Source organism: Candidatus Lernaella stagnicola, from assembly GCA_030765525.1.
In the GTDB taxonomy this organism is placed as follows: Bacteria; Lernaellota; Lernaellaia; order Lernaellales; family Lernaellaceae; genus Lernaella; species Lernaella stagnicola.
Genome location: JAVCCK010000005.1, coordinates 17,075 through 35,290, shown reverse-complemented (window position 1 = coordinate 35,290; position 18,216 = coordinate 17,075). Strand labels below are relative to the sequence as shown.

The following is an 18,216-nucleotide window of genomic DNA, read 5'->3' as shown; positions in this document are numbered from 1 at the left end:
CACGCATTCTACACCAACGATTTCCAGCACCGCGACGGGTGACCCCCTGCGTATGCTCTCGTGAAAAAGCGGACCAGCCGACGAACCCGCAACCCGGCGACTGCCGGGAGAGTGATGTCGGATATATCGTTAGCTTTTCTTGATCGCTTGGGAGGTAAAGATGTCGGACGGCAAGAAACTTATCCGCATCATCGGCGACCAGCCGTGGAAAGCGAAGACCGCCCTCGAGTTTCATTTCGAAGAGTATGGTTCCACATTGGCCGAAGTCGCGTTGAATCCATACAACAAGACGCCGTTATGCGTTTTGGTTCAGGCCGAATGGGGCGTGGGTAAGTCTACCCTCATGGAAACGATAAAAAGAATTCTAGACGAGCAAGACCGAAAAAAGGGAGACGGAAAACGTACGGTGAAAGCCGTATGGTTCAACGCCTGGAAATACAAAGACGCCGCACCCGTCATGGCGGGCTTGCTTGGCGCGTTGCTTAAAGAAATAGGCAAGGGCGGCCTGAAAAGGGAATTCCAAGAGCAATTCCTAAAAAACCGAGGGCGAATCGCCAAAGCCATCATTTACGCCTTCCCAGCTATGCTGGACAAATTCCTTACCGACGGCTTAATTAGGAAAGAAATCGAAGAATGTTCGAGTAATGTCGATGAGATTCTATCGAAATGTTCCGAAATCGACATTTTCCAGCAGGCCTTCCTTGAAGTCGCCGCCGCGTGGGTGATGAACAAGTGGCGCGATACGTCGAAAACTGAAATCGACGACAAAGAATACTGTCTCGCTGTATTCATCGACGACTTGGACCGTTGCGACGAAGCCCAAATCAAGGCCGTACTCGAAGCGATCAAGCTGTTCCTCGATTTCCCCGGTGTCTGTTTTTATCTCGCCATGGATCAACACCAACTCGATCACTATCTCAAGGCGGTTTTCAAAGGACGGTCGAAAGACGCCCTCGATAAATTCGTGCAGGTGATTTTCAACATTCCCGCCCCGCCGAAACAGGATTTCCACGACTACGTCAAAAGCCAACTGGAAGGGCACCCCATGGGCGAGTATATTCCGGAGGAAGACCGCGAAATTCTTGTCGCGAATCTTCCCTCCAACCCCAGGGCGGTCAAACGATACCTAAACGATCTCGCGGTTTGGTTTTCGGTTTTCGGTAAAATCAACAGTCGACTCGACGACAGTGAACGCGGTTACTTAATGCCTTATGCCGCCCGCTACCTCCTTTTTTCTCATGAAGTTCAAAAACGGGATCGGTCCCGTTGGAACGCGAAGGCGGGATCGGCAGAGAGTCTGCTTAATTGGCTGCGCCTTCTTAAGGATAGGGCGAATGAAGAACCCGGGGGGGAGGACGATTTCGACTTTCACCTCACCGAGTCCGGAAGGCTAAAGTCCCTCATCGACTGGCTGCTCGACCCCGGAAATAATCCAATGGAGAACCTGGGTATCATCGTGGAATTTCGTGAAAGGTTGGCCGAACCCACGACGCCCGCGGCGTCGGGGCGAAGAATCAATCCGCTCACTTGGATGCGAATCCCGGGCAGTAACTTCGAAATGCTTGCCTACCCCGTAACACAAGGCCTTTACAAGGAAGTGACGGGAACGAACCCCAGTCGCTTCGCCGGGGAGGGAACCGAGGATCATCCGGTGGAAAGCGTCTCTTGGTTTGATGCCGTAGAATTCTGCAATGCGCTTTCCAAGAGGATGGGCATGGACGAGGTCTATGAGTTTGGCGGGAATTCCGACAAGGTTTCGTGGAATCAAGACAAAAAGGGCATCCGGCTGCCCAAAGAGGAAGAATGGGTTTACGCCTGCTTGGCCGGAGGCACGGAAGACCCCTACGGACCGCTGGATGAGATCGCTTGGTACGACGAGAACGCCGGCGAATCGACGCATCCCGTTGGCGAAAAGAAACGAAACGCCTGGGACCTCTATGACATGCTCGGCAACGTCCGGGAATGGTGCTGGGACCTCCGCCTTGTAAATAGCCCGCACCGCGTGCTGCGGAGTAGTAGCTGGCGCAACGATTCCCGAGACACACGCGCATCGAATCTGCGTGGCGGTAGCCCAACAGGCAAAATCCGCGACCGCGGCTTTCGCTGCGTCCGAGACATCGAAAACAAAGAAGAAGACGTCTAATTCCGCCCTACCGGTAAAACCCGTCGGGGTCGACATCCTCGCGCAGGATGCGCAGCTCCTCGGCGGTGGGCGGCGCGTTCTCGGTGACCTCGTCGGCCACCGGCAACTCAAAGCCCGTATTCTCCACCACCTGCGCGATCTGCTGATTGTACGGCAGGGTGTCCTGCCCCTCGTTAAATGGATTCTCCGTTGCCAAATCGCGAAAGATTACACTGCCCGCCGCGCGCGCGGGTCGCTTTGCGATTTTCCCGAAACGACGATTAGCTACGCTCGCCCGCGCGTCCCCTTGACGGACTATCCGTATCTGTGCAGCCTTGGGCGGCACACGCATTCTACACCAATGATTTCCAGCACCGCGATGGGTGACCCCCTGCGTTTGCTCTCGTGAAAAAGCGGACCAGCCGACGAACCCGCATCCCGGCGACTGCCGGGAGGTTTGTCGGGGCATTTTCTACTAGTTGGAGCGTGAAGAATGGCTGACGACAAAATCTGCATTCTATCCGACGGCCCCGCAATGTTGCCGGCCGATGGCAAGGACGCCCTGGGCTACGTCATCTTCCGAGATGTGATCTCGAAAATTGTTCTCGACTCCGATGTCGATAACTGCTTTTCCATCGGCTTGTACGGACAATACGGATCGGGGAAGTCAACGGTTCTGCGGTGGGTTTTCGACCACTTGGGGGAGAAGTCAGACGTACTCACCGTCTGGTTCAATCCTTGGCGATTTACCCGCGAAGAGCACCTCATCGTTCCTTTCTTCCACACCTTAGTCGCCGCGTTGGATGATGAGATCAAAACAGAGAAAACATTGAAGGGAAAAGCGCTTGAAGTAGCAGAAGGGCTGTTAAGGATAGTCAAGAATGTGCCCGCCGCCATCGCACATGGAATGTCGGGCGAAATTTCAGCGCTCGGCGTGGCCAAAATTAGTATCGATGGCGAAAAGTCAATGGTTAAACTCGGGGGAGGCCGTTCAAGAGGAAGAGCAAAAAGCGGAGGAGGAAAGGCGACCGTACATGCAAGCGATGAAGGCTTATCAGAGTCTCTATTATCGCCTCACGGAAGAATTGCGGAACGCCAAGGGCAATGCCAAAGACCTTCGTATCGTGGTTTGTATCGACGACCTGGATCGCTGCCTGCCGGAACGAGCCATCGAACTACTCGAAGGCATCAAGGTCTTCCTGGACCTGCCGGGTTTCTACTTCATTATCGGCGTGGACGAGCGCGTAATACGTGCCGGCATATTGGTGCGGTACAAGGACTTCGCTTTTGACGAGAAGTCGGAGATACCGGTTAATCCCAGAGAGTATCTCGAAAAGATCATTCAAATTCCCATTCGGCTACCACCGCCGGAAATATCGCGCATGTTGGAGTTGATTCGTTCACACGCCGCCGAAGATTCGCGTCTGGCCCGATACTGCGAAATGATCGCGGAAGTGATGGAACGAAAACCACGCGCGTGCAAAATGGCCGTCAACCTCATATCGGTTAACCTCGCATTGGCCGAGGCCAGAAAGAAGGCGGATGCGAGCTTCGATTATCAGCCGGACCTGTTGGCAAAATGGACGTTGCTTCAGTTCCACGCCCACCGCGAACTAATAGCGACCGCGGAGAAATGGCCGCTGCTTCTCTACCATCTTCAAGAGTACTATTCCCATAGACAACCAGAGCAAGATGCAGCTCAGGAGCCATACTCGCTTGACGAGTGGGTCAAAAACACACCGGGAATCGACGACGATATTATCAAGGTAATTCTGAGAAAGGATCAAAGCGAAGGCGAAAGACTCACCGATTTTCCTGAAGACGAAGAAGCAATCCGTACGATCATCGAGATGGCTGCCGCCACGCGCATCGAAGAGAGTCCTGAAGAGTCGAAAACAACCCGGCCGGCGAAAATGTCCGTTCACCGGTTGCCTTGGAAAAAGATTCCGGGAAAAGATTTCGAAATGCTCGCCTACCCTGTAACGCAAAGCCTTTACGAGGAGGTGATGGGAACGAATCCCAGTCGCATCGCCGGGGAGGGAACCGAAGATTATCCGGTGGAAATGGTTTCTTGGTTTGATTCGGTAAAATTCTGCAATACGCTTTCCAAGAAACTGGGTATGAAAGAAGTCTACGCTGTGGACGAAGAGAACGATACGGCGACGCCAATCGAAGGCGCAAAAGGAATACGTTTACCCACTGAGGAAGAATGGGTATACGCCTGTTTGGCCGGAGGCACGAAAGACCCCTACGGGCCGCTGGAAGAGATCGCTTGGTACGGCGAGAACTCAGAGGGATCGACGCATCCCGTTGGCGAAAAGAAACCAAACGCCTGGGACCTCTATGACATGCTCGGCAACGTCTGGGAGTGGTGTTGGGTCTTGGTCGGCAAGTACCCGACGGACCGTGTTGTCCGCGGCGGTTGCTGGGTCAATAGTGCAGACGTTGTGCGCGCGTCGGTTCGGGTCGGGGGCGATCCAGACTACCGTATCGGCGACATTGGGTTTCGTATTTCCCGGGACTGTTAAGAGTTACCCTTGGGCTCTTTTTCTCTTTTACCCTTTTCGGGGGTTTCCAAAGGGGGCTTGCCCTCTTTGGTGGGTCCAGGGCAAAGCCCTGGTCGCGATTACCCGCCTACCGATAAAGCCCGTCGGGGTCGACATCCTCGCGCAGGATGCGCAGTTCCTCGGCGGTGGGCGGCGCGTTCTCGGTGACCTCGTCGGCCACCAGCAACTCAAAGCCCGTATTCTCCACCACCTGCGCGATCGTGACGCCCGGGTTGACCGACAGCAGCGTCATCCGCTTGCTCTGCTCGTCAAAACCCATGATGCCCAGGTTGCTTACCACTCGGTACGGGCCGGTGCCCGGCGGCAGCCCCGCCGCCTCGCGCGAGCCGGGGCCGTGCAGGTAGCCCGGCGTGGTCAGGAAGTCGAGCTTCTCGACAAAGCGCCGCTTGTCGTGCCGCATGATGGCGATCGTCCGCCAGATCAGCGAGCCGATGTCGTTCGCCCCGCCCGAGCCCGGCAGCCGCACCTTCACCGCGTCCGGCGTGCCGATCAGCGTCGAGTTCAGGTTGCCGTACATGTCGATCTGCGCCCCGCCGATGAAGCCGTACTCGATGAAACCGCGCTGCGCCGTCTCCATCACCTCGCAGATGCTCGAGGCCACCATCGCCTTGTTGAACGTGCGCATGTCGCCCACCGCCAGCGGCAGCTTCTCGAGCTTCGCGCCCAGGCCGCCGAATTCGAAAATCGGCACCATGTTCGGCGCCTGCCGCCGTTGCGCCAGGGAGGCGGCGAGCATCGGAATGCCCGTGCCGATAAAGGCCATCGCGCCGTCTTCCACCAGGCGGCCGGCCAGGCAAATCAGCAGTTCGCTGGAGTTGTAAGTCGTCTCGCTCATGGCCGCCCCCTCACGTGTCGATTCGGATCGCCGCGAGGCGGTCCGCGCCGATCTTCTCGATCAACGCCTGGTGGTTGGGAAGATCGCGCACCCATTGGCGCATGTATTGCTCGGTGCCCTCGGGCGTTTTGACCAGTTCCAGGAACATGCGGTAGTGCTCTTCGTCGCGTTCGTAGACGCCGGTCATTTCGCCGGGCCATGAGCCGTAGGGCGCGTGCACCACGGCGTCCACGTTGTACCAGGGGATGATCGTCCGCTCGGGCTCGCGCCGGAACACCTCGGTGTCGACGATTTCCTCGGTCGAGATGATCAGCTTCTTGGACGCCCGCGCCATCTCCGCGGCAAACCCGCTCACGCCGTCCACCTGGCAGTTGCCGAACTTGTCGGCCCGGCTGACGTGAATGAAACCCACGTTCAGCACCAACGCGGGCAGCAGCGCCACCGGCTTACCGGTGAAGGGGCAGTCGATCACCTTGGCCGCGCTGTAGTTGAAGGTGTCGGAGCCGAGCATCGAGTAGGTCGGCAAAAAGGGCAGGCCCATCGCGGCGGCCTTGAAGCGCCAGGTGATCGCGCCGTTGGACCACTCGACCACTTCCTCGACGCGGCCCGATTCCACCTCGCGCCGCAGCAGCGGGCTCACGCCGTACACTTCCTGCCCGATGTACGTGCAATCGATGCGCTTGATGAGGCTCGCCGCCAGCAGCAGATCGGCCTCGTGCACGCCTTGCCCGGCCAGGTCGAAACCCGTCTTGCCGCTGCGGATCAGCGCCCGCGTCAGCGACATCGGGCAGCGCACCGTGCCGTAGAGTTCGAAGCCGAGGTAATCGCCCTCGTTCACGAAGCGCTCGATGGCCTCGTCCTCGCTCACGCGCTTGTCCACCAGCGCCTTGTTCCGTTCCCGATTCACCGCGCGCAACGCGGCGGGGTCGGGCGCTTTGATCAGCGTCCGGCAGCCTTGTCGCGGAAACTCAAACTGCGTGTCGCTCATGGGGTTTCGACCTTTCCTGTGATGATCGCTTACGAGAATAGAAAACCTGCGCCGTCCGTCAAGACGTTATTTGCGCGCCGCCCGCCGCCCGATGCAGCGATACACCAGCCGCGCGGCCAGGAAGTCCGGCGCGCGCAGGCCGTCGATCGGCGCGAGTTCCACCACGTCCATCGCCACGACGCGCCGGTGGGCGAACAGCCACGCCAGCAGCGCGTCCACTTCATTCCACAGCAGACCGCCGGGCTCGGGCGTGCCGGTGGCGGGCATGATCGACGGATCGAACGCGTCCAGATCGATGGTCAAATACACCGTTTCACCCAGGTGCTCATCGGCAAACGCGGCCATGTCGCGCCCCGCGCGGATTTCGTGCGCGTGCAGCATGTGAACCGGTAAATCCTTCAACGCATCGGCCTGCTCTTTGTCGTAGGATCGGATGCCGATTTGCACGATCGGCGCCTTTTCCACCATGCGCCGCGCCACGCAGGCGTGCGAAAACGGGTCGTCCTCGTAGGTGTCGCGCAGGTCGGCGTGAGCGTCCAGGTGCAGCACGTGCAAATCCGGATGCCGCCGCACCGCCGCGTCGAAGGGGGCCAGCGTCACCGTATGTTCGCCTCCGAGCACCACCGGGAACCGGCCTTCGTCCAGATGCCCGCCGACGATGCCGGAAAAGCGTTCAATCATGGCCTCCGGCGACAGGGCCGACACCTCCGCCGAATCGGGAATCGCCTCGCTGAAGATGCCCGCGCGATACGGTTCGCGCTGCAGCACTTCGTCGAAGTATTCCACCTGACAACTCGCCTCGAAGATCGCCGCCGGGCCGCGTGCCGTGCCGCCGCCGTAGGAAACGGTTTTTTCGAAGGGAATCGAGACAATCGCCGCGCCCGCTTTTTCCCGCTCGGCGAACGAGGCGGGGATATCGAAAAAGTGCTCGGCCATACGCGCTCCTTGCCGGTTAGAGCCGTCAGTGTAGAACACCGGCCGACGTCCGTCGAGAACCGCACGGCCGTACAAAACGGAAAACGCCGGTCCTCAGTTTTCTGAGCCCGAAAAGGGCAAGGCGTCAGTTTTTTCGTTGCTTTTTGCTATCGCCGTGCGATAATTCATGCGGAAAATCAGTATTTTAGCGGAACTGAGAGGCTGGCATAGGATTTGCGATAGTAAAAGCTTGGTCTTTGCCACGTGGTAAAATTCCGCGCTGATGACGCGCTTTTTGGGGAGATACAGTCATGAAGTTTGGAAAATGGATTATGTACGGCTGGCTGGCCTTCGCGCTGGTTGCCTCGTTTAGGTTGGCGGCCTGCGCCACCGGCGACGGCGACAGCGACATATATACCGACAAGGCCGGTCTTTATCGATGCCGCGATTGCGGCGACGTCATTACCTGGTTACAGCAAAACGCGACGATGGAAATGGAACGAGCGATCGACGCCATCTACAGCGAAGACTGGTACGAGGTTCCTGAAGACGACTGGAGCAACGAAGACGACACCGCCGCTCCCGGTGGCGACGACGACGATTTCGCCGCCGACGATGATCAGGCCGGCGGCGAAATGGGAGACGATGACGGCGGCACCGGCGACGGTGACGCGCGCGGCGACGATTATACCGACACCAACGTGCAGGAAGAGGGCGTGGATGAGGCCGACATGGTCAAAACCGACGGCAACTACCTCTACCTGGTCACCGGCGGCTACTTCATTCTTTTCGACGCCAATCCGCAGGTCAGCACCGAGGAAATCTCTCGCGTCGATATCGAGGGATACGTCAGCGACATGTACCTCTACGGCGACAAGGCGCTGGTCTTTTCGCGCGTGACCCGCGACCAAGCGCCCGCCGAACTTTGGCCCGACGTGCCCGAGGATGAGCGTTACTGGAACGTAGTGAAAGTCTCGATCGTCGACCACTCCGACAAAACCGATCCCTTCGTCGAGCGCGAAATGTACGTCGAGGGCGAATTGGTCAGCAGCCGCATGATCGACGCGGGCGTGCGCATCGTCACCACGGTGCATAAGACGCTCGCCGGTCTGGAGTACTACCTCGACGGCTACGACTACACGCCTGAAGAACTCGAGGTCGCGCTGGAAGAACTCAAGGCGCAAAACCGGGCGATCATCGAAGAAAGCACTCTCGAAGATTGGCTGCCCCGCTACTACAACGTCATTCACACCGCGGGCGGCATGGAAACCGAAACCGGCCTGCTGTCGGAGTGTCCCGACCATTACCGGCCGGAAGATCCGATGGGCACGGCCATTCTCTCCGTGTTGACCGTGCGCATGGACGACCCCACGGCCCGGCAACTCGACATCTCGATTATTGCCGATGGGTACATGGTCTACGCCAGCCAAGAGAACCTCTACGTCAGCGGCACCATCGACACCGCCTGGGGTTGGGTGGAACCCGAGCAGTTTGACGACTTGAGCCCCATCCACCGCTTCGACATCGCCTCCAATCCGGAAGAGGCCGTCTACAAGGGTAGCGCGGAAGTGCGGGGTTGGATGCTCAACCAATTCTCCATGAGCGAGTGGCAGGGTCACCTGCGCGTGGCGACTTCATACGGCGGCTGGCGCACCGGTACGCCGGAGCGCAACGGCGTTTTCTGCTTCAGTCTGGATGACCAGCAGGGCCTCGTGCCCGCCGGTTCGCTGGAAAACCTGGCCCTCGACGAGCAAATCTACGCCGCCCGCATGATGGGCCCGCGCGGTTACCTGGTCACCTTTGAGCAAACCGACCCGCTGTTCACCATCGACTTGTCCGACCCGGAAAACCCAACCCTCGTCGGCGAACTCGAAATTCCCGGCTTCTCCACCTACCTGCACCCGATGGGCGAGGATTACCTGCTGGCCGTCGGGCAGGGCGGCGATGAGTGGGGCAGCGACGGCACTTTGGCGCTTTCGCTGTTTGACGTGAGCGACTTCGCCAATCCGCAGAAACTGTGGGGACACAACTTCGGTTGGGTGGGGTCGGCCGCGGCGTACGACCATCACGCCTTCCTCTACGATCCCAGCCGCGACCTGTTGGCGATCCCGATCATTGATTGGGGGTACGGCGACGACTGGGGTGACGAGGATGAAACCGTGCCTGGTGACGACCCCGTTGCCGATGACGACGAACCGGGCGCCGATGACGACGAACCGGTCACCGACGATGACGACGAACCCGGCAGCGGCGACGCATTTGCCGGCGTGGTCGTGATGGATGTCACCGTAGCCGACGGCTTTGCCGAGTTGGCACGGATCGATCACAGCCTAATCGAACCGGAAGCCGGTAGCGACGACTATTGGGGACTTCCCGAACCGCGGCGCTCCGTGCGCATCGGCGACTACTTGTTCACGATCAGCACCTTCGGGCTGGTTGTTACCGAAATCGGCACCTGGGACAACGAGCAGGAAATCAGCCTGCCCTGGGAAGAGGAATACTACGGCTGGGATGACGGTTGGGAAGACGGTGGCGACGTGCCGCCGGAAGGTACCGACGGCGAAGGTTCCGACAGTTCCGGTGGCGACGATATCTAATCGCCGCGTTGACGAAGAACAAAAGCCCCGGGGCGATCACCTCGGGGCTTTTTTCGGTTCAATCGTCCAGATCCCAGACCTTGGGCTTTTTCTTTGCCTCGGGCTCAGGCGACATGTCGCGCTTGTCGACGATTTTTGGATCGCCGTCACGCGCCGTGACGTTCTCATACAAACCGTCGTCGCGCTTGACCAGTTTCGTGAAACCTTGATCCCGTAATTCGCGGTCGGAGGTCGGCGAAGCGATATTCGGCCGGGACACAAGACGCCGCACCAAGCCGCCGCATTGCGGGCACTTCGTGAGCGGCGACTCGCCCGCCTTGTGCATCACCTCGAAGCGCGCGCCTTTTTCGCAGGCCTCGCCTTCGTGTTCGTACTCATAAATCGGCATCGAGCCCTCGACTTATAGGCCGCAACCGCTGTCGTCGCCATCGTCGTCGTCATCACCTGCCACCTGGTCGTCGTCATTGTCGTCGTCATCATCATCGTCAACCGGCGCGGTATCGTCGTCGCCGGTGGTATCGTCGTCGCCGGTGGTGTCGTCGTCGAGGAAGTCCTCGCAGGCCGGATCGTCCAGATCAACCAGGCCGTTGCAGTCGTTATCTTTGCCGTCGTCGCAGATCTCCTCGGCGCCCGGGAAGACTTCCGCGTCGTCGTTTTCGCAATCCTGATAGGGATCCGTGCACGAGCCGCCGTAACCGAAGCCGTCGCCGTCGGTGTCCAGGCACACATCGCCGAAGAACCAATCCATCACCCGCGCCGTGAATTTCTTCGCTTCAAACATCGGCATCGCCTGCAGCGGGAAGGCGGCGAACGCAAAACGATACGGCTCGTCCGCCGCGTCGTGCATCGGGAAGCGCAGGCCCATGTTGCGCAAATCCTCGTTACGCCAGATCGGCGTCGCGCCTTCCATCACTTTGATCGTGTCCGAATAATCGGTGAAGGGGTAGGTAAGCGGACAGGCAATGCCTTCGGTCAAGGGCTCGCCCGGCACACCGCCGGCCGCTTTTGAACCGGTATCGTTGAAGTACGTTTTCACTTTCAGGTAATCGCGCGCAAAGCGGTAATAGCGATCGTGCAGGTTCTGCATTAGATCCTGCCCAACCATCATCAGCTTGCCGCCCCGATCCAGGAACGCCGCCAGAGCCACCTCCTCCGCATCGAAGAACGTGCCCAACGCCGGGCCCGTGAACCAGATCACCGCGTGTGCCTGCGCCAACAAATCGCGCGGGAACCGCTTCTGGTCGACCACCCTCCACAGGTCGTAATCAACGCCGATGTCGTCGAGCATCCGCCCGTAGAACAGGTAGCCGTCTTCTTCGCCTTCATCGGCGATCAACAACACTTCGGCCGGCTTCTTCACTTCGCCGTAGACGGTCATGCTCGCGCCGGTCATGCCCGGAGACGTGGCTTCGATGGCGATCTCCACCGGACCGAGCGTTACCATCGCCGCGGGCACCGCGCCCCAGAAAATACCGTCGCCGGCGATGCCGTCATTGTGCGCGCCGTCGTCGAACAGCATGAAGGATTGTCCGTTGTAGCGCGCGGTCACTTCGGCGTATTGGGCGCCGCGGCCGCAGTCGTCGGTTACGCGCAGCGCCACCGGCAGCGGGCCTTGCTCGTAGCGAATGAAATCGACGCCGGGATCCACCGGATGCAGGTACAAATCATTTTGGGTGCACGGCGGCGTGATGGGCAGCATCACCTCGCGGCCGAATCCCGAGATGCCCCACTCGATGCGGAACATGCCGCTTTCGCCAAAGCTCGAACCCCACGAGTTTTTGCAGATCCAGTACTGCGCATCGATGTCGTAACCGATGATCACCACGCCGTGACCACCCAGGAGCATCCCCGACGTGTAGCCGTAGACGCCGTGTTCGTACTCGAAAAAGTTTTCGTACACATCAAAGCCCACCGTGACCGGCCCCTCTTGCAGAGCCATGACGATGGCCTCGTATTCTTCCGGCGTGTCGGCTTCTTCGTTGAGCACCACTTCGAAGTCTTCCAGCATCAACGTGCGCCGCGCCCAGTCTTCGCATTTACGGTTGCACTCATAATCACGCGCGCCGTACGTGAAGCAATCCTCGTCGGGAATACCCGCGTCGCGTGCCGCGACCAACACGTCGGTCATCCAGCCGCCGTCGCAACCAAAGATACTTTGGCAACTGACGATGTACTGTTCGGATAAATTCAATTGCGGGTCGTTAAGACCCATCTTGATTGCCCAAGCCGCTTCGATCGCGCCGACGCCCGAAAATGCGTAGCACGATCCGCAGTCGCTCTGATCCCGGATCGGCGTGATGAAGTCGCCGCCGTATTCCCGCCAATCCAAGTGATGCGGCACGTCCGCCATCGAGAGCTTCGACTTGAAACGCGGCAGGTCGTTAATCGTCGGATTCGGCCGCCAACCAAGCATCGCTTTCTTTTGTTCGACCGAAAGTTTCGAAAGCGGCGTCTTGCCGCTTGCCCACGACAGGCCGCTCGCTTCCAGTCGTTCTTGCGACGCGCCGGGCGCCGAGGGATCGGCCGTGGCGGTCACGGCCCAGGTCAGAACCAAACATAAAGCAAACAAAACAATAAAACGTTTCATGGTAATCTCCCTCTGCAAATCCTATTCTTTCTACAAGTAATTCATGGTGATAGACAAGGGCGACTAGGCGATTTTCCGGCCGGCTGAACGCTCTTCCAAGAAGGGGATCAGCGGGCTCTCGGGCGGGGCCACGCTGTCAACCGCCGCGCAAAACGCGGCCATGTCCTCCAGAAACAGCGGTACCACTAGGCTTTTGCCGTTCTTGGCGTGAAGTTCCGCATATTTCATGGTGAGAAAATTCGCCGACTTCACCGACGCGAGGTCCGCCCACTCGATCCGGCGCAGGCGTCCGAAAAAGCTTCGCCCGGCGATTCCCTCCGCTGTTACCGTGACCCGGCAGCGGCCTACCAGGGCGTACGCGAAAGGCAGCAGGACAACAAGGCCGAAACCCGTACCGGCAGCCAGCCGCAAGACCAGCATGGCGGCATCGAAATCCGAAACATCGTAAAACACGACTTCCTTGATAACGCGAGCCGCCAGCAGGACGAAAAGAAAAGTGAAAAGGACTACCGCGAGACCGCGGTAGCAAGCGGTAAACGACATACGGAACTCATCGCACTTGACGCCCATGATGTGCTCCTCCCCGGGCCGAACATACCGCACACGTTTCTACCCGCGCAAGCCGAACCTGCGCGCGGCGGCCACCCGGATAAACGCCACCGTTGATCAGATGTTTCTGGAAAAAAACAGGTCAGCGTCACAGAGTCATCGAATTCAGGCCGACTCCCGATGCCGTCCGGGACGCAGCCACAACCACGCCAACAACAACGCCAGGGCAATACCAGCGCCGAACATGATCAGAGCGAGCTTCAGATCGGGCGCTTCGCCGTCGGCCACGATGACGAAGTTTTTTGCCAAGTAGCCGCTTAACCCCGACAACTGTTTGCGTTCGTCGCTGTCGAGTTCAATGCCGAACTTCACCGTGCCCTCGATGTTCCGGCGGGGAAACAAGTCGTCGTAGTGATCTACCATGAATTCTTCGATTTTTGCTTCGTCGGTGACCTTGTCCAAATCGATCAATTTTCGCACGGTCTGACGCAAGCCCTCGTCGCGGGAGTTAAGCACCAGGCTGACTTTCGGATTGTCCTCGTAAAAATTGACAGCCCCGGGCACGACCGGAACGTAAACCTGGGTAATCGAACTGTGCCCGATAAAAGCGGCTTCGGGTATAACCAACGCGCAATCCGTAAGTTTCACCCATTCCCGGTCCGGTCGCTGCTTGGCGTACTCCTCGCAGGTCATCGTCAGCGGCTCGGGGTTTTTGATGACGGTGTACAGAGCTTGGCCGCCGCCCCACAGAAGCGCCAAGACCACGATAACTAGAATAAGGCTGAATTTTTTCATGGCTTCCTCATTGATTCTTCGGATCTGGAAACGGATTGACGAATTTTTAGCAAGCGCGAGAGCAAAGATCAAGCTTCATTCGGCCTTGCCCGGGGGCGATAGCCTCAGCGCCGAGTACCAAACCGGCCAAAAACGATTGAGGCCCGCCGCTCTTTCTGGTACACAAATGCATGCCTCCTAAGCGATCGAAACCGCGGTGGACGCGGCGCCGCGTCCTCTTTTTGCTGCTCGCCTACGCCATCGTGTTCCTGGCGGCCGAGGCGACCGTGCGCATCATCAATCCCATGACCGCCCGCCCGGCTTACTACGGATACCCCGAGGGCCTGATCATACCCGACGAAACCATCGGCCACCGCTACCACCCCGGCTTTCGCGGGCGCTTCATGTCGCCTCGTTACCGCGACGTCGAAATCAACATCAATGCCGCCGGCTTCCGCGATACCGAGTGGAACCCGACACCGTCCCCCGACGTGCCGCGGGCGATCGTCCTGGGCGATTCGATCACCTTCGGCAGCCCCTTGCCGATAGACCAACGCTTCGACAACGTCGCCGAGACCACCCTCGCCCAACAAGATTCGCCGCTCGATATGTGCAACTGCGGCGTCAACGGTTTCGCCGTCGCGCAATACGACCTACTCCTGCGTGAGGTGGGTCCGCAACTCGCGCCCGAGATCGTCGTGGTCGGCCTGTGTCTCAACGACGCCGAGCCGCTCAGCCCGGCTGACGACGCCCGCATACAGGCCGCCAAGGAAGCCGAGAAACGTGGCACGCTCCAACGCGCCAAGGAACGCCTGAAGACATACCGCCTCGATTTCGACAAAAGCTATTTCGTCAATCTGATCATCCGCGGCGCCCAGGAATGGGCATGGAAAATCCCCGGCGCCGCCCCGCGCATGGCCGATCGTTACGCCCAAAAAACCCGCCGCCAGTTGGAGAAGATCTACGCCGACGGCACCGGCCTGCCGCGCCTCCGAAAACACTTGACCGCCATGCGCCGCTTCACCGAAGAGAAACTCGGCGCGCGCTTCCTCGTCGTCGTCTTTCCCTACCGGCACATGCTGCACGAAACGAGGCCCTGGATCATCGACGAGGTGACCAAGCTGCTGGCCGACGAGGGCATCACCCACCTCAACCTCGCGGAGACTTTCCGTGTGTATCGCAACCATCCCGAACTCTACGCGCACCGGGACGACTGCCATCCGGCCGCGCTCGGCCACCGTTTGGCGGGCGAGAAACTGGCCGCGTTGGCGGCGTCATGGCTGAGGGGAAAAAGTGCGCTGGTTCCCTAGCGGGACTCGGTGGCGGCGAAAACGATCTTGCCGTGCAACACACCCCGGGAGCTGATCATCCGCTCGCCGATCTCCCGGACATCCTCCACTCGACCTCGCAACACGGTAATCTCCAAACACCGGGCGTGATCGATGTGTACGTGCGTGGTGGCCACTACGATGTCGTGATGATCGTGCTGAATGGACGTCAGCTTTTCGGAAAGCCCGCGGGTGTGATGATCGTAGACCAGCGTAACCGCGCCGACGACTTCGGCATGGGCCTCTCCCCATTCCTCGCGCAGCAACGCCTCGCGCATGAGATCCGCGATGGCTTTCGAGCGCGTTTCGTAACCCTTTTCCTCGATATAGTGATCGAAGCGCTCAAGCAGGTCCGGCGGTAAGGACACACCGATACGAGAAACAGGGTCTTTCGGCATGATTACATCTCCCAGGTGTGAGTCTCGTGGAGAATAGCCGGGTGTGGATCGAGGGTCAACGAGCGCCTAAAAAATCCGTAGGTCGCCCACAATTTGTTCGATGTCTTCCATTTCCTGAGAGGAAAGCGAAAAGTCCGTTACCATCGCGTTGTCTTCGATTTGCTCCGGGTGCTTCGCGCCGACCAGCGCCGTGGGCACCGCCGGCTGTTGCAGCACCCAGCGGATCGCAACGTGGGTCAGGGGCACGCCCATGCGCGCCGCCTTATCCCGCAACCGATGCGCGGCGGCGATCACGTAGGGGTAGTTTCGTCGGTCGAAAATCGCCTGATTGTTGCGCCAATCGTGTTCCGCCAAGCGAAAATCGCGCCGGTATTTTCCTCCCAGAATGCCGAAAGCCAGCACTCCATAAGGAATAAACGCGATGCCGTGCGCCTGACAGTACGCCAGCATGCCGCTGCGCGCGGGCCGGCGATCAAACAGGCTGAACTGACTCTGCACCGCGGCGACCGACCCGACTTCCATGACGTCCTCCAACTCCTCCAACGTAACGTTGGAGACACCCAAATAGCGTATCTTGCCCTCATCGCGCATCTTCACCAGTTCGCCGAAGGCGTCGGCAATATCGGTCTTGCCGTCCGGCGCATGCAGATAATACAGGTCGATCACGTCCCGACCCAATCGTCGTAGGCTCGCCGTCACCGCGTTGCGCAGATGCGCCGGGCTGATGTCCCGGCCGGCGAATTTGCCTTCCTGGTTCCACCGCAGCCCGCCTTTCGAGGCGATCACGGCTTCCCGCGGCAAAATCTTGCCCAGCAGCGTCTCCGCCCGACCCAGCCCGTAATAATCAGCCGTATCGAAAAAACTAACGCCCGATTCCCATGCCCGGCGCACGGTCGTCGCCGAGTCCACTTCGTCGATATTCACGAACAGGTTGTGTCCGCCGATTCCTGTCGTCCCCAGCGCGATCTCGGAAACTACAAGATCGGTGTCGCCGATTCGGTTGGTCTTCATAACTCTGTTTTTTCTCCCGGTAGCGAAGTGCCGCGCTGCAGTAAGGCTCCACCATCCGATGACACCGTCAACATTAATCTTAATGTCTATCGGTAAAAATGCGCATAATATGAACCCGTTAGAGAAAAAAAAGAAAAAAAGGAACCTGTTTTCGAAGCTAATGGTGTACAATAGAGATCGGGTTTCAACAACTACCGGGGAACTTCCTTCACTTTTCCGTGTCGACCATAAAAAAGTCGCGGGCCTTTGGGGCCCGCGATAAAGGGTAGTGTCTTTGTCGTGTCATGCTTTTCGCGAGAGATTGTGTCCATTTTCGTTCTCAACCAGAACGATAGGGATTATTTATGCACAGTCAACCATAAAGCGCGAAAAGGAAGGCCTCTTAATCGATACGGGCACGCAAAAAAGAGCGTAAGTAATTCGCAAAAGGATCGACAAATAGTCTAGACAATGGTACTAATAACTAATCTAGTCGCGCACTGTTTTGATTTCGGGGTTGCTAAGTGTGCGAAATATAGCAAAAAGAAATGCCAAATGGTGGTTGGGCAAACATAAAATAACAAGACCCAAATGGAGATAGTAGAAAACATGAGTGGAAACGGCGCACCTGTAGAAGCGAAAATTGTCGACGAGAAATCGAGCAGCAAAACCGCTGCCGGCAAAGCAAAAAAGCGTTCCACGGGCAGCACGAAAGACGCAAGTCTCGTCTATGCCGGCGCGTTGCAGCGCTATCTCGCCGAACTTCGACAATATCCCTTGTTGACGCGCGATGAGGAATTGGAGCACGCCGTCAATTATTACGAAAACGCCGACCCGAAAGCGGCTTACAACCTCGTGACCGGCAATCTGCGCCTCGTGGTCAAGATCGCCATGGAGTATCAGCGAGCCTTCATCCAAGTGATGGACCTGATCCAGGAAGGCAACATCGGCTTGATGCAAGCCGTCAAAAAATTCAACCCTTACAAGGGTGTCAAGCTTTCCAGCTACGCCGCGTGGTGGATCAAGGCGTACATCCTGCGCTATATACTCAACAATTGGCGCATGGTGAAGATCGGCACGACACAGGCTCAGCGAAAACTCTTTTTCAACCTCCAAAAAGAGAAGGAACGGCTGGAAGCTCAAGGCTATACGCCGACGCCGCAGCTCATCGCCGAGCGTCTCGACGTGCCCGCCGAAACCGTCGTCGAAATGGAACAACGACTCGGCCGACCCGATCTATCCATCGACGCACCGGCCGGTGAAGACGGCAAGGGCACGGTCGGCGATCTTATCCCCGGCGGCTACACCCGGCAGGATGAAGTACTGGGTAACCACCAGGAAATCCAACGTTTCCGCGAAGCTTTGGCCGAGTTCGAAATCGATATCTCGGACAAGGACGCTTTCATTCTGCACCACCGGCTTCTGGCCGAGGAACCGCTGACCCTGCAGGAAATCGGCGACCACCTGGGTGTCACGCGGGAGCGCGTACGCCAACTCGAAGCGCGCTTGTTGCAGAAAATGAGGGTTTTTCTGGAAGAACGCGGGCTGCGGCCGGTCTGAGCGAAT

Annotated in this window: 15 protein-coding genes; 5 read left to right on the top strand and 10 right to left on the bottom strand. The window is 58.6% G+C overall.

The features are described from left to right. The first annotated feature begins 160 nt into the window (after positions 1-160). Positions 161-2,143, top strand: coding sequence for a P-loop NTPase fold protein (locus tag P9L99_02060; protein ID MDP8222121.1), 1,983 nt, complete (start codon positions 161-163; stop codon positions 2,141-2,143). Positions 2,144-2,150: 7 nt separating this feature from the next. Here P9L99_02060 and P9L99_02055 read toward each other — a convergent pair whose 3' ends face one another. Continuing rightward, positions 2,151-2,474 (bottom strand): hypothetical protein, encoded by a 324-nt coding sequence (locus P9L99_02055; protein MDP8222120.1) that lies wholly within the window; start codon positions 2,472-2,474, stop codon positions 2,151-2,153. Positions 2,475-3,156: 682 nt separating this feature from the next. Between P9L99_02055 and P9L99_02050 the strand changes: the two genes are divergently transcribed. After that, entirely contained in the window at positions 3,157-4,650 is a 1,494-nt protein-coding gene (locus P9L99_02050; protein MDP8222119.1) for an SUMF1/EgtB/PvdO family nonheme iron enzyme, read from the top strand. Between the two features lie 106 nt (positions 4,651-4,756). Here P9L99_02050 and P9L99_02045 read toward each other — a convergent pair whose 3' ends face one another. From P9L99_02045 to speB, 3 genes are all read right to left on the bottom strand, one after another. Beyond that, entirely contained in the window at positions 4,757-5,524 is a 768-nt protein-coding gene (locus P9L99_02045) for a CoA-transferase (GenBank protein MDP8222118.1), read from the bottom strand. A gap of 10 nt (positions 5,525-5,534) precedes the next feature. Further along, positions 5,535-6,512 carry a CoA-transferase gene (locus P9L99_02040; GenBank protein ID MDP8222117.1) on the bottom strand — a complete coding sequence of 326 codons (978 nt, stop codon included), beginning with the start codon at positions 6,510-6,512 and terminating at the stop codon, positions 5,535-5,537. Positions 6,513-6,578: 66 nt separating this feature from the next. Next, on the bottom strand, positions 6,579-7,448 hold the full coding sequence (gene speB, locus P9L99_02035; GenBank protein MDP8222116.1) for an agmatinase: 870 nt from the start codon (positions 7,446-7,448) through the stop codon (positions 6,579-6,581). 290 nt (positions 7,449-7,738) lie between these two features. Here speB and P9L99_02030 point away from each other — a divergent pair, with 290 nt between their 5' ends. After that, positions 7,739-10,024: a beta-propeller domain-containing protein gene (locus P9L99_02030; protein MDP8222115.1), complete on the top strand. Its 2,286-nt coding sequence runs from the start codon at positions 7,739-7,741 to the stop codon at positions 10,022-10,024. Positions 10,025-10,082: 58 nt separating this feature from the next. Here P9L99_02030 and P9L99_02025 read toward each other — a convergent pair whose 3' ends face one another. The 4 genes from P9L99_02025 to P9L99_02010 all read right to left on the bottom strand — a co-directional run bounded on the left by P9L99_02025 (position 10,083) and on the right by P9L99_02010 (position 13,955). Further along, entirely contained in the window at positions 10,083-10,412 is a 330-nt protein-coding gene (locus P9L99_02025) for a zinc ribbon domain-containing protein (GenBank protein MDP8222114.1), read from the bottom strand. Between the two features lie 12 nt (positions 10,413-10,424). Next, complete coding sequence (locus tag P9L99_02020; GenBank protein ID MDP8222113.1) at positions 10,425-12,611, bottom strand: C1 family peptidase; 2,187 nt, start codon at positions 12,609-12,611, stop codon at positions 10,425-10,427. Between the two features lie 63 nt (positions 12,612-12,674). Next, complete coding sequence (locus tag P9L99_02015; GenBank protein MDP8222112.1) at positions 12,675-13,181, bottom strand: PH domain-containing protein; 507 nt, start codon at positions 13,179-13,181, stop codon at positions 12,675-12,677. Positions 13,182-13,325: 144 nt separating this feature from the next. After that, positions 13,326-13,955 (bottom strand): hypothetical protein, encoded by a 630-nt coding sequence (locus P9L99_02010; protein ID MDP8222111.1) that lies wholly within the window; start codon positions 13,953-13,955, stop codon positions 13,326-13,328. A 170-nt stretch (positions 13,956-14,125) separates the two neighbouring features. Between P9L99_02010 and P9L99_02005 the strand changes: the two genes are divergently transcribed. Then, positions 14,126-15,244 (top strand): GDSL-type esterase/lipase family protein, encoded by a 1,119-nt coding sequence (locus P9L99_02005; GenBank protein MDP8222110.1) that lies wholly within the window; start codon positions 14,126-14,128, stop codon positions 15,242-15,244. Here P9L99_02005 and nikR read toward each other — a convergent pair. After that, the gene (nikR, locus tag P9L99_02000; protein MDP8222109.1) at positions 15,241-15,660 is read right to left on the bottom strand and encodes a nickel-responsive transcriptional regulator NikR; all 420 of its coding nucleotides are present in this window, start codon (positions 15,658-15,660) and stop codon (positions 15,241-15,243) included. The genes P9L99_02005 and nikR overlap by 4 nt on opposite strands. 66 nt (positions 15,661-15,726) lie before the next feature. After that, positions 15,727-16,671: an aldo/keto reductase gene (locus P9L99_01995; GenBank protein ID MDP8222108.1), complete on the bottom strand. Its 945-nt coding sequence runs from the start codon at positions 16,669-16,671 to the stop codon at positions 15,727-15,729. Between the two features lie 588 nt (positions 16,672-17,259). On the opposite strand from P9L99_01995, the gene P9L99_01990 reads away from it, so the two are divergent. Then, a complete protein-coding gene (locus P9L99_01990) occupies positions 17,260-18,210 on the top strand; it encodes an RNA polymerase factor sigma-32 (protein ID MDP8222107.1) in 951 nt (316 codons plus the stop codon). Positions 18,211-18,216: the final 6 nt, after the last annotated feature.

Bases quoted from the DNA above. Each gene is read 5' to 3' on its own strand.
- P9L99_01995 (MDP8222108.1), bottom strand. From the start codon at position 16,671: ATGAAGACCAACCGAATCGGCGACACCGATCTTGTAGTTTCCGAGATC.
- P9L99_02040 (MDP8222117.1), bottom strand. From the start codon at position 6,512: ATGAGCGACACGCAGTTTGAGTTTCCGCGACAAGGCTGCCGGACGCTG.
- P9L99_02045 (MDP8222118.1), bottom strand. From the start codon at position 5,524: ATGAGCGAGACGACTTACAACTCCAGCGAACTGCTGATTTGCCTGGCC.
- P9L99_02010 (MDP8222111.1), bottom strand. From the start codon at position 13,955: ATGAAAAAATTCAGCCTTATTCTAGTTATCGTGGTCTTGGCGCTTCTG.
- P9L99_01990 (MDP8222107.1), top strand. From the start codon at position 17,260: ATGAGTGGAAACGGCGCACCTGTAGAAGCGAAAATTGTCGACGAGAAA.
- P9L99_02060 (MDP8222121.1), top strand. From the start codon at position 161: ATGTCGGACGGCAAGAAACTTATCCGCATCATCGGCGACCAGCCGTGG.
- nikR (MDP8222109.1), bottom strand. From the start codon at position 15,660: ATGCCGAAAGACCCTGTTTCTCGTATCGGTGTGTCCTTACCGCCGGAC.
- P9L99_02025 (MDP8222114.1), bottom strand. From the start codon at position 10,412: ATGCCGATTTATGAGTACGAACACGAAGGCGAGGCCTGCGAAAAAGGC.
- speB (MDP8222116.1), bottom strand. From the start codon at position 7,448: ATGGCCGAGCACTTTTTCGATATCCCCGCCTCGTTCGCCGAGCGGGAA.
- P9L99_02055 (MDP8222120.1), bottom strand. From the start codon at position 2,474: ATGCGTGTGCCGCCCAAGGCTGCACAGATACGGATAGTCCGTCAAGGG.
- P9L99_02020 (MDP8222113.1), bottom strand. From the start codon at position 12,611: ATGAAACGTTTTATTGTTTTGTTTGCTTTATGTTTGGTTCTGACCTGG.
- P9L99_02050 (MDP8222119.1), top strand. From the start codon at position 3,157: ATGCAAGCGATGAAGGCTTATCAGAGTCTCTATTATCGCCTCACGGAA.
- P9L99_02015 (MDP8222112.1), bottom strand. From the start codon at position 13,181: ATGGGCGTCAAGTGCGATGAGTTCCGTATGTCGTTTACCGCTTGCTAC.
- P9L99_02030 (MDP8222115.1), top strand. From the start codon at position 7,739: ATGAAGTTTGGAAAATGGATTATGTACGGCTGGCTGGCCTTCGCGCTG.
- P9L99_02005 (MDP8222110.1), top strand. From the start codon at position 14,126: ATGCCTCCTAAGCGATCGAAACCGCGGTGGACGCGGCGCCGCGTCCTC.